Here is an 11,924-nt window from a genome sequence, read left to right on the forward strand (position 1 = left end):
TCAGTATTTCCATAATCAAACTTTTAATTAGAGAAAATTCGTGAATTCGTGGCAAAAAACTTCGAGCCCTAGCGTCTTCGTGGCATAGCAAAACCTATCCGTTTCAGTATCAAAAAATGTCGTTTGGGTAAAGTTCTTCCCTAAAAAACGGGTTTTGATCTGTTATTTTGCGCCCAAATTTGAGGTAATTCATTTAAAAATGAAAAGTAAAATGACAAAACAGTATTTTAAAAATAATAAAGCAATTGGCAGGATTGCAATTTTATTAATAATCATTTCCCTTTCTTCATGCGGAAAAAGCGGAGAGGCACAAATGGCTCCACCAAAGCCAGAAGTAGACTTTCTTCAGACTAATTCGGCAACAGGAGAAGTAGAAAAGAAATATCCAGGAACAGTCGAAGGTACAGTAAACGTTGACATAAAAGCACAAGTATCAGGTTATTTGGAAGCCATTTATGTAAAAGAAGGAGACTATGTAACCAAAGGACAATCTCTTTTTAAAATAAAAGGCGATGTTTACGCCGAGCAAGTAAACAACAGCCGTGCAGCTTACAAAAGCGCTTTGGCTAATCAGGCAAATGCAAAACTAGAAGTAGAAAAAATCAAACCTTTGGTTGAAGGGAAAGTTTTCTCAGACATGCAGTTAAAAACAGCACAAGCCAATTACGAAGCCGCAACTGCACAAGTAGCACAGGCTAAAGCCGCTTTAGGATCATCTCAGTTAAATGCCGATTTCTCTTTGATTAAAGCTCCTGTAAGCGGCTATATTAGCCGAATTCCCAACCGTATAGGAAATTTGGTTACGCCAAATGATGCCGTTCCATTAACAACACTTTCAGAGATTAACAGCGTATTTGTATATTTCTCTTTAACAGAAGCAGATTATCTGGCTTTCTCAAAAGATGCAAAAAACAATCAGACCGTAAGTTTAATTATGGCCGATGATAGCGAGTACGATCAAAAAGGAAAGCTAGAAGTAGCCAGTGGAAACATCGATCGTGCAACGGGAACAATTCCGCTAAAAGCTATTTTTCCAAATCCGAAAAAAGAATTGCGTGCGGGCGGTTCGGCAAGAATTGTTTTAAACAAAAGCTTGTCGTCTGTTATTACAGTTCCTATGGCGAGCGTAAAAGATATTCAGGATAAATTCTTTGTTTTTGTTTTAAAAGAAGGCAACAAAGTAGGCATGGTTCCAATCGAGATTGCAGGAAGTGCAGGAGTAGATTATTTTGTAAAATCTGGATTAAAACCTGGAGATAAAGTAGCACTCAACAATATCGATGTCCTTTTTGATGGTATGGAAGTCGTTCCAAAAATCGCTGCTCAAAACGCAAGCAGTAAATAATTTTTCATTTAATAAAATAACATTTCCATGTTAAAGAAAATAATAGACAGGCCAGTATTGGCCACAGTTATCTCTATTGTACTAGTTATACTGGGGATTATAGGTCTTACCCGATTATCGGTAACGCGATTCCCAGATATTTCCCCGCCAACAGTTATGGTAAGCGGTTCGTATCCAGGAGGAAACAGTGAAACCGTTATTCGTTCGGTAGTAACGCCTTTGGAAGAGCAGATTAATGGAGTTGAAAATATGCAGTACATTAAATCTACTGCCAGTAATGACGGATCTTTCTCGATTAGTGTCATTTTCAAACAAGGTGTAGATCCAGATCAGGCTGCGGTAAATGTACAGAATAGAGTGCAGCAAGCCACTCCAAAATTGCCACAGGAAGTTATCCGAATGGGATTAACGACTTCGAAACAGCAAAATAGTATGATTGTTATTTTCAACTTATATACAGATGATAATAGCAAATATGATGAGTTGTTTCTGCAGAACTATGCCAATATCAACTTAGTGCCTCAAATGAAACGTGTTCCGGGAGTAGGGCAGGTTCAGATTTTCGGACAAAAAGATTATTCGATGCGAATCTGGTTGGATCCGCGTAAAATGGCCAATGCAGGGTTGGTTCCATCAGATGTTACTCAAGCTATTGCAGAACAAAGTTTAGAATCGGCTCCAGGTAAATTGGGAGAAGAATCTTCTGCGGCATTAGAATATGTAATTCGTTACAAAGGAAAAAAGAACAAACCAGAACAATATGAAAATATTGTGGTTAAAAACGTTGGCAGCAATGTTTTGAGACTTAAAGATGTTGCAAGAGTAGAATTTGGTTCTATTTCGTACAGCGGAGATAATAAATCGAATAGTAAAAACGCAGTTACAATGGCGATTTTACAAACTTCGGGTTCAAATGCTAATGATATCGAAATCGGAATCAACAAAGAAGTAGAGCGATTGTCTAAATCTTTTCCTCCAGGTATCAAATACGTTAACGTAATGAGTACCAAAGAAAGATTGGATGAAGCTACAGGTCAGGTAAAATCGACTCTTTTTGAAGCCTTTATTCTGGTATTTATCGTGGTGTTTATTTTCCTTCAAGACATTCGCTCGACGATTATTCCGGCTATTGCAGTTCCGGTTGCGATTGTGGGAACGTTTTTCTTCCTACTTGTTTTCGGATTTACGATTAACATCTTAACACTTTTTGCCTTAGTATTGGCGATTGGAATTGTGGTCGATGATGCCATTGTGGTTGTCGAAGCCGTGCACAGTAAAATGGAAGAAGACGAAGGAATTTCGGCCAAGGAAGCGACACACAGCGCCATGGCAGAAATCACGGGAGCGGTAATTTCGATTACTTTGGTCATGTCGGCGGTATTTATTCCAATCGGATTTATGACAGGATCTTCGGGGATTTTCTATAAACAGTTTGCTTATACATTGGCTATTGCGATTATTATTTCGGCTGTAAATGCTTTAACATTAACGCCTGCATTATGTGCGCTTTTGCTAAAGAATCACGGATCTAAACATGGTGATCACGAGCATAAAACTACTTTTAAAGACCGTTTTTTCGTTGGATTCAATACAAGTTTCAACAATTTAACGGGTAGATATATTAAAGGCGTACGTTTTTTAATTGGAAGAAAATGGATTGCGGCTGGTTTAGTGGCTGGAATTACAGCACTTGCAGTATATATGATGACATCGACACCAAAAAGTTTTGTGCCTCTAGAAGATGATGGTTTCATGGTATACAGTTTATCAATGCCGCCAGGAACGGCTTTGGATCGTACAACAGCTGTAATTCAGAAATTAGAAAAAGAATTGGCTCCGATAGAAGCGATTGATGTAAATACGAGTATTACAGGATTTAATATTTTGAGTAACAGTGCCAGTCCTGCTTACGGTTTAGGTTTTATCAAATTGAAGCCAAAGAAAGACAGGGGAGCGGTTAAAGATATTGAAGAAATCATGAATATCGTAAACGGTAAACTGGCTAAAATTAAAGAAGGTCAGATTATGGTATTCAGAATGCCTCCAGTTGAAGGTTTTGGGGTAACAAGCGGTGCTGAAATCGTATTGCAAGACAGAATGGCGAGAAGTCCAGAAACTTTAAAAGCCATGTCTGATAAAGTAATCGGACAGATTATGCAGCAGCCAGGAGTGCAGTATGCGTATACGACTTTTAGAGCCGATTATCCGCAATTGGAATTGGAAGTTGACGAAGATAAAGCGCGTCAAATGGGAGTGAATATCAAGGAACTTTTAGGAAATATACAGACGTATTTTGCAGGAGATCAATCTGCTGACTTTTCGAGATTTGGTAAGTTTTACCGTGTGAATGTAAAAGCGGATGGTATTTTTAGAATGGATGAAGATGCATTTAATGAAATTTTCGTAAGAAATGCCGATATGCAAATGGTTCCAGTAAAATCGATTGTGAAGTTCCATAAAGTATATGGACCAGAATCGGTAAACCGTTACAACCTTTATAATTCGGTGAACATTACAGCTATGGCTTTGCCAGGTTATAGTAACGGACAGATTATGGGAAATCTGGAACAAGTTTTAGATAAACTTCCATCTGATTATACGTACGAATGGACAGGTTTAAGTTTGGAGGAAAAAGCAGGAGGAAGCCAGACTGTTGCCATTTTTGGGTTGTGTCTATTGTTTGTATTCTTCCTGCTTGCTGCTCAATACGAAAGTTATTTATTGCCACTTGCCGTATTGCTTTCTATCCCTACAGGAATTTTAGGCGCTTTCGCTGGAATTAAAGCGGTTGGTTTAGATAACAATATTTATGTTCAGGTCGGATTAATCATGCTTGTCGGACTTCTAGCTAAAAATGCCATTTTGATTGTAGAATTTGCTTTACAGAGACGTTTGGCAGGATTAACGATAGTCGAAGCCGCAATTGAAGGTTCAAGATCAAGATTACGACCAATTATCATGACTTCGCTAGCTTTTATTGTCGGTATGATTCCACTAATGTTTGCTTCTGGAGGAACTGCAGTTGGAAACCGATCAATCAGTGTGAGTGCGGCTGTCGGAATGTTTAGCGGAGTTGTACTGGGCGTTTTTGTGATTCCGTTGCTTTTCATTGTATTTCAATATTTACAGGAAAAAGTATCTAGAAAAAAGATCGCAACTCAAGTTCAAACGATAAAAGAATAAGAATGAAAACATTATATAAAATCGGAATGGTTTTACTTACCGGAGCGGTCATGACATCGTGTGTGGTAGGCAAAAAATATTCTCGTACAGATTTAAATGCTCCAGAAAAGTACCGCGAAGAAGTCGCGGTTACTGGAGATACAGTTTTGCTTCCGTGGAAAAACTATTACAAAGATCCTTTGCTGGTTGCTTTGATTGAAAAAGCTTTAGTCAAAAACAATGAAGTTATCATTGCTATGAAAAGTATGGAACAGCTCGACCTCAGTTATAAACAAGCCAAATTATCGTTATTACCCACACTAGATTTCGATGCTGGAGCGAGCCGTTCTTATCCATCAAAAAATTCTTTGAATGGATCTTTGAGTCAACAGTTTATTGGTAAAGATTATATGGATGACTATAGCGCTAATCTTCGTCTTTCTTGGGAAGTCGATATTTGGGGAAAGGCAGCCATGCAGAAAAGAGATGCTAAAGCGGCTTATTTTGCTCAAAAAGAAAACCTTTCGGCATTAAAGACTCGAATTATTGTTCAGGTAGCGCAGTCTTATTATAATCTTTTAGGTTTAGATGAACAGCTGAAAATTGCAGAAAAAAACATCGAGTTGAGCACGAATACGTTGAGCATGATGCAATTGCAATACAAATCAGGTTCTATTAGTTCTTTGGCAGTAAACCAAACTGAGGCTCAGAAAAAAACGGCCGAATTGCTAGTGCCTTTAGCGAAAGCGAATATTGCAGTTCAAGAAAATGCTTTGCAGATTTTATGCGGAGAATATCCAGATAAGATTGAAAGAGCTGGGAATATTGATGCTGCCGAAGTTTCGGTACTTTTTCCAACAGGAATTCCAGCTTCACTTTTAAGCAGAAGGCCAGATGTAAAAGCGAGCGAATATGCGGTAATGTCTGCCAATGCTAAAACGGGATTAGCAAAAGCAACGATGTATCCAACTTTAAGTCTGAGTCCGTCGATTGGTTTGAACTCTTTTGAATTTGAAAACTGGTTTAATTTTCCAGGTTCTGTTACCAAAACCATTGTAGCCAATTTAGCACAGCCCATTTTTAGAAAAAAAGCCTTGCGAACAGCTTATGAAGTAGCGGTTTTAGAACAAGAAAAAGCGGTTGTACAATTCAAACAGTCTTTTATAACAGCAGTTGGCGAAGTAAATGATGCCATGTCTAGATTGAAATATGCAGACGAACGTATTGTTTTAGCAAAAGATAAAGCAGAATCTCTAGATAAAGCAACTTCAGATGCTTCTCTACTTTATAAGAGCGGAATGGCCAATTATCTTGAAGTAATCGCAGCGCAGAACAGTTCGCTTCAAAACGAATTGGATCTGGTAACCATAAAACTCGAAAAACTGAATGCAGCAATTAACCTGTACCGTGCTTTAGGAGGCGGAGTAGAGTAGTACTTAATTTTTCTTAATTCACCATTGCTATAAGAAATTATAGAGATGGTGAATTTTCTTTTGAATTGATTTTATCTGATGTATGGACAAAATTACTTTTACCCGATCAGAACTTTATAGCTTGGTTTGGAAATTTCCAATTCCGCAGATTGCAAAACATTATGAAGTTTCTAGTATGGGAATTAAAAATGCTTGCGAAAAAATGAATATTCCGCTTCCTAAAAGCAGACATTGGATTGGACCCGCATATAAGAGAAAAAATGTTCCTCAACTTTCATTGGATTTTAAAGGAAATAATGAAATTGCCATTTTAAAAAAGACGTACGAAATGCAACTTCGAGTTCCTTCAAAATCAACACCTTTGCTTGATTTGGCTCAAAGCATCAAAAACGATGTCGATGCTCCGTTGACCATTAGCGATAAGCTAGAAAATCCGTTTGAGATTATTACGGCAACCAAGCAATATTGGGAAGACAAAACTTTAAATCAAGATATTCAGCCAGATAAATTAGAGATTTTAGATTTAAATGTTTCTAAAGAAAACCTGAATCGTGCTTTGCTGTTTATGAATGCTTTAATCAAACTGATTCAATATCGCGGACATGAATTTAGAAAAGGCCTTGATGGTTTGGATACCATCGTCTTTAAAAATGAAAATGAAATAAAAATCGATTTAAGAGAAGCGCAGAAAAGAATGACCAAAACAGGTTTAAGAGAAACTTCTGGCTACATTTTTACAGGCGATTTCATTTTTAGAATTTCAAGAGGATCTAATAAAAAAGAATGGCGCGATGGCCAGATTACTTTAGAAAATAATCTGGCATTAATTATGGCTAAAATAGAATTAATGGGCGCCGAAGAGTAGTTTTTATCTAAATTCCTTTTTGAATACTAACTCAAAGCTAAGTCCATTTTCATTTTTAATCGCTAAATCTCCTTCAAGCGTATTGCTTAAACCGTTTATAAGTGTCATTCCGAACGAATTGCTATTTTGCAACTCTACGATATCTTGTATACCAATTCCATTATCAGAAATAAACAGCTTATAGCAGTTTTCTGAAATCCCAGATAAGGAAAGCCTAATAATGCAATTTTGCGTATCCTTAAAAGCATATTTTATCGAATTGGTAATTACTTCGTTGATAATTAAACCCAATGCAATGGCTTGCGAAATATCCAATTCGATCGCATCAATTTTCACTTCAAAATGAATGTATTCTGCATTGAAAGACTCTTTTAGATACTCAACCAATTCATTGCAGTAATCGGGCATATCAATCATAGAGACATTGTCTTCCTTATACAGTTTTTGATGAATCAATGACATCGCATAAATTCTGTTTTGGCTGTTTTTTATCGTAGAAATCGCCAAATCATCTTTTAAATAAGAAGATTGAGAATTAAGCAGACTAATGATGGTTTGAAGATTATTTTTTACCCTATGATGAATTTCTTTGAGAAGCCATTCTTTTTCTTCAACCAAACGCTCCAATTTTACATTTTTAAGCTTAATTTCTTTTTCTTTTAATTGAAGGCGGCTCGTACTGCGCTGTTTTATTTTGGCTCTGTTGTACAATAAAATGATGATAATCAGCAATAAAAATAAACTGCTTATAGAGATTATATTTAAAAGTTTGGAAGAATGCAATTCACGTTTCTGAAGATCGGTCTGCTGTTTTAAAGATTTTATATTTTGTATTTTGGCACTTGTTTCAAACTTGAATTTCAAATTTTCATAATCAAGGTTTTTACGCATGTTATCCATCGAATCTTGAATTCGAGTATAGCTTTTCATGTGCTCAATCGCAGAAAGATAATTTCCGTTTAAGGAATCAATTTTAAATAAAGTAAGTTCCAAAACATGACGGCTAAATCCTTCTGTGCCACGAGGAAGAGCAAGAATACGATTGGTAATTTCTTCTGCTTTTTGAGGTTTATGAATTTTGACATAAAACAGCGCCATAATAGAAGTACAAGTCGCAACATCTTTGACTGTTTCTGCTGAATTTAATTTTTTAGCAAAAAAATCAACTTTTTCATAACAGGCTTCGGCTTCTTTCAACCTTCCCAATTGGTCATAGCAGCAAGCTTTAAGCTGATTTAGGATCATATTATCCAAATCATTTTTTGGAGGGTATTTTTTAGAGTTGCTTTCCAAATATTTTAACGCTTCTGAGTATTTAGAATTATCCATTAATGCTCGTAAAGAACCAAAAAAACTTTTGTACCAAGTCCCCGCATTAAGTTCTCTTTGGTTGTACTCAATTCCTTTCTGATAAAATTTAATAGCATCTTCATAATAGCCCGTGCTGTTATAAATGTTGCCTAGGCGTATGTAAAAGCTATCTGCAAAAGCATAATCTTTAGTTTTCTCCATCGAGCTAACGCTTCTTAAAGCATAATAAAGCGCATCTTTAAAATTGTTGTGAAATAATTCAATATACGAAATAGTCGTTTCAGTATATTGTGTGTATAGAAAACCAAATTTTTTCTGAAGATTAAGACTTGTAAGGAGTTCTTGTTTGGCCAGTTTCATTTTACCAGTCCAAAAATGAACTGGAATTATTTTCATATAGGTCTCAATTTCTTTTTCCTTGTTGCCTAATTTTTTATAAATAGCCAAAGCCTCAGCCAAAATAACTGCTTTTTCTTTGTTGCTATCGGGCATAAACGTACCTTGATTGTCAATAGCTTCTGCTAATATTTGTTCGTCTTGTGTTTTTCTTGCGGCATTAACCAGTTGCGAAAAAATGGTGCTGCTCAGTTGTGGTTTGTCTGCTTGGTAATAATATTTGGCAAGAAGATATTTGGATTGAAAATACCACTTTTGAATTTTGGTTTTTTCTGCCAGTTTTTGGGCTTTATTAATATACAAAAGCGCATTTTTTAGATCCTCTTTTTTTGCGCCAGCTTTAAAAAGGTAAAAGCTCCCAATTTGCAAGGACAGTCTAATTTGATCGATTGTATTTAATCTTGGCAATAGCAATTCTGCTCCACGAGCGTAATTATTGGTAATTAAATTATTTCCGGGAAAGTTAGATCCGTCATTAAAACCTTCATCATTGGCAAGCGTGTACGGAAGTTTGTGTGCTTTGCTAGCCAAAATCATCGCGCTGTCAATATCTATCGAACCTTGATTAACGTTCCGAAGATAAATAGCGACATTGTGTAGCATCAATCTATCTTTCTGAAGCTTAAGTTTATTGGATTCATTTTGGCTAAAAGTGGTTGTGGTAAAGAAAGTTAGTAAAAGTAAGAAAATTACTTTTTTCATGTTTAGGATTGTTTGGAGGAGTAAAACTAAGGGATTTAAAAGTGTTTAAAAAACATTTTTATTGATAATTTATTGCTCCGACGAAGAATTATGTGATGAAACGATTATAAAAAAAGCTGCCTAGAATGTAGGCAGCTTTTTTTTAATCATTTCATATACTTTTTGAGCGAATGCACTTATCTCTTTTTAAATTGTAATTTTTACATGGCTTTTTTGTTACATGTTTTTTGATCAAAAATACCAAAACGCTCTACTATGAATTTGATTATACACATATTCTTCATCAAATGATTCAATAAAATAATCGGCTGTTTGGGGCGCAAAGCCTTCAATATTTTCCACTAAAAAGTCTTTATTCGTTGCGATGTACTCTTTTGTTGGTTGAAGACCTAATGGATAAAAAATCATTTCACCATCAAATCCACACCAAGTATCAAAGTCAACCATTTTAGCTTCTAAAATTAAGTGAAGATCAATTACCTCTTTATTTTTACTAGCAAAGTAACTAAACGTTAAAAGGTCTTCACACATACAATCAAATTCTCCTAGTTCATCATCTCTTCTGTAAGCAATAGCGGTTTTTAATAGATATCTTGATAGTTCGGTGTTTTTGTAATTTTTAACATAACCAACAAATTCATTTCTTTCAGGTTGGTCACTGTAAATTAGCAATTTCTCAAAATCTGCTTGGTTGATTGCCTTTTTATGGTTAAATTCTGAAATTATTCCTTCTACAAATGGTGAGCGAAATGCTTCAGGAATTGAAAATTTCTTTTTTAAAGCGTTGTTGACTTCAATTATGGATTCATTCATTACGTAAAACCATTCGTCTCCGCTATCAATTTTCGCTTTTTGTTCTTTAACAAAAGCAGTAATATCTTGGATTGATTTTATGAACTCGTTGTTGAACTTTTGTAACGCCTCATTTTTAATTCCGATTTGAACGGCTCTACGTTTTAGCTTTTCTCCTTTAAAATTGTGGTCTGGATCCCATTGAATTCTTACATCGCTATTATTTAGATTTTCTCGCCATGTTGATTCATCTCCATATGATTCGTCGTAGCTTGTCAAAACACCATTAGCGAGAAGTTCTTCGAAACCTTCAAAAGTCATCTCAATGGCCAAAATTCGACTTTGGTTGCTGTCTTTTTCTGCCCAATCACTTCTGTACATCATCCACAAAAAATTGGGTTTTATCCACGTCATTCTTTCGAAGCTGTAATCTGTTCCTCCGAATTTTTGATTTTTTATGGCATAATCTGCAATGCTATCATTGAATGCCTGATAGACAAAAATATTGGAGCCAGTTTTTTGTCCGAGTATAAAATTTCCTTCTTGTGGAAGTCCCTTTTCATATCTGTGATGTTGAATTGTTTTTAGGTTCATTTTTATTGCGATTAATACAAATGCATGTTAGGTTCATTTTTTATATTGGGCAGGTAATCCTAATCCAACTCATTTTTTAGATTACCCAAATATAAAATGTTTTCCTATAAAAAGATATAAACCCCTTCAATATAACAAACAAAAAAAGCCATCCCATTCAGGACAGCTTTTTCAAAATATAGTTGTGTGTTTCGGGATTAACCCTAGTTTTATTTTTAAATTAATTAATTTTAACCAAATGCTCTTCGATTGCAGCTCTTTGAGATTCGTATTGAGCTGGAAGTTTTAAGTTTTGACCTAATTCTTCTAAGCTTTCGTCTACTGTAAATCCAGGATTGTCAGTAGCGATTTCGAACAAAACTCCGCCTGGTTCTCTGAAATATAGAGAGTGGAAATATTGTCTGTCAATTTGCGGAGTAATCTGCAATCCGTAGTCTTCGATTTTTTCTCTGAATTTCATTAAAATTTCATCGTTTGGTACTCGGAAAGCCACGTGGTGAACAGTTCCGTTTGCATTTAAACCGCGTTTTTCTTCCGGTAGTTCTACCAAGTCAACAATTGCAGCATTTTCTACAGCATCTGTAGCATAACGGTAACGGTTTACATCTTGGTCAATCAATTTATAACCAAATATATCAGTTAAGATAGCCGCAGTAGGTTTAACATTATTTAAAGTCAAAGTAATGTTATGAAAACCTTTTGTAGCTACATCTGCTTTTACTTCGTCAGTTTCCCAAGCTTTTCTGTTGTCATCTGTTTTAGATTCGATTAATTCCAATTTTAATCCGTCTGGATCTAAGAAAGTCAAATATTTTTCTCCAAACTTTTCAGCTGGTTTATTGTAAATTACGTTGTATTTTTCGAAACGTTTTTGCCAGAAATCAAGACTTCCTTTAGGAACAGAATATCCAATTTCAGTTGCCATTCCAGAACCTTTTCTTCCTTGCTGAATTCCTGCTCCCCAAGGGAAAAAGGTTAAGATAGTTCCTGCGCTTCCTACTTCGTCACCAAAGTAAAAGTGATACGTTCCTGGATCGTCAAAGTTCACAGTTTTTTTAATGAATCTTAATCCTAAAATTTTTGAATAAAAGTCAAAATTGCGTTTAGCGTCACCTGCAATTGCAGTAATATGGTGTAAGCCTAAAATTTTATTTTCCATGGTATTTTTTATATTAAATTGTTATTGATTTTTCTTTTACAAATTTACGGCGGTTATGCTTCTGCATCGATTAACCTAGATTAAGAAATAAAAACGCACTGTTTTTTGAAAACATCAAAAGCAAACCAAATAACATTCCGATTTAATAAAGGCTTTGAAAACAAG

Annotated in this window: 7 protein-coding genes; 4 read left to right on the forward strand and 3 right to left on the reverse strand. The window is 35.5% G+C overall.

Features of this window, described 5'->3' with window-relative positions:
* Window positions 1–211: 211 nt before the first annotated feature.
* The 4 genes from NCC77_RS12830 to NCC77_RS12845 all read left to right on the forward strand — a co-directional run bounded on the left by NCC77_RS12830 (window position 212) and on the right by NCC77_RS12845 (window position 6,805).
* Complete coding sequence (locus NCC77_RS12830; RefSeq protein WP_250835923.1) at window positions 212–1,345, forward strand: efflux RND transporter periplasmic adaptor subunit; 1,134 nt, start codon at window positions 212–214, stop codon at window positions 1,343–1,345.
* A gap of 27 nt (window positions 1,346–1,372) precedes the next feature.
* The gene (locus NCC77_RS12835) at window positions 1,373–4,528 is read left to right on the forward strand and encodes an efflux RND transporter permease subunit (RefSeq protein WP_250835924.1); all 3,156 of its coding nucleotides are present in this window, start codon (window positions 1,373–1,375) and stop codon (window positions 4,526–4,528) included.
* A gap of 2 nt (window positions 4,529–4,530) precedes the next feature.
* Window positions 4,531–5,940, forward strand: a complete 1,410-nt coding sequence (locus NCC77_RS12840; protein WP_250835925.1) for an efflux transporter outer membrane subunit — start codon at window positions 4,531–4,533, stop codon at window positions 5,938–5,940.
* 82 nt (window positions 5,941–6,022) lie between these two features.
* A complete protein-coding gene (locus tag NCC77_RS12845; protein ID WP_250835926.1) occupies window positions 6,023–6,805 on the forward strand; it encodes a hypothetical protein in 783 nt (260 codons plus the stop codon).
* Window positions 6,806–6,808: 3 nt separating this feature from the next.
* Here NCC77_RS12845 and NCC77_RS12850 read toward each other — a convergent pair whose 3' ends face one another.
* The 3 genes from NCC77_RS12850 to NCC77_RS12860 all read right to left on the reverse strand — a co-directional run bounded on the left by NCC77_RS12850 (window position 6,809) and on the right by NCC77_RS12860 (window position 11,759).
* Window positions 6,809–9,214 (reverse strand): tetratricopeptide repeat-containing sensor histidine kinase, encoded by a 2,406-nt coding sequence (locus tag NCC77_RS12850; protein WP_250835927.1) that lies wholly within the window; start codon window positions 9,212–9,214, stop codon window positions 6,809–6,811.
* A 231-nt stretch (window positions 9,215–9,445) separates the two neighbouring features.
* Window positions 9,446–10,600: a DUF4291 domain-containing protein gene (locus tag NCC77_RS12855; protein WP_250835928.1), complete on the reverse strand. Its 1,155-nt coding sequence runs from the start codon at window positions 10,598–10,600 to the stop codon at window positions 9,446–9,448.
* Between the two features lie 220 nt (window positions 10,601–10,820).
* Window positions 10,821–11,759 (reverse strand): ring-cleaving dioxygenase, encoded by a 939-nt coding sequence (locus NCC77_RS12860; RefSeq protein ID WP_095929140.1) that lies wholly within the window; start codon window positions 11,757–11,759, stop codon window positions 10,821–10,823.
* Between the last annotated feature and the right edge of the window lie 165 nt (window positions 11,760–11,924).

Source organism: Flavobacterium tyrosinilyticum (genome assembly GCF_023656565.1).
GTDB classification, from domain to species: Bacteria; Bacteroidota; Bacteroidia; order Flavobacteriales; family Flavobacteriaceae; genus Flavobacterium; species Flavobacterium tyrosinilyticum.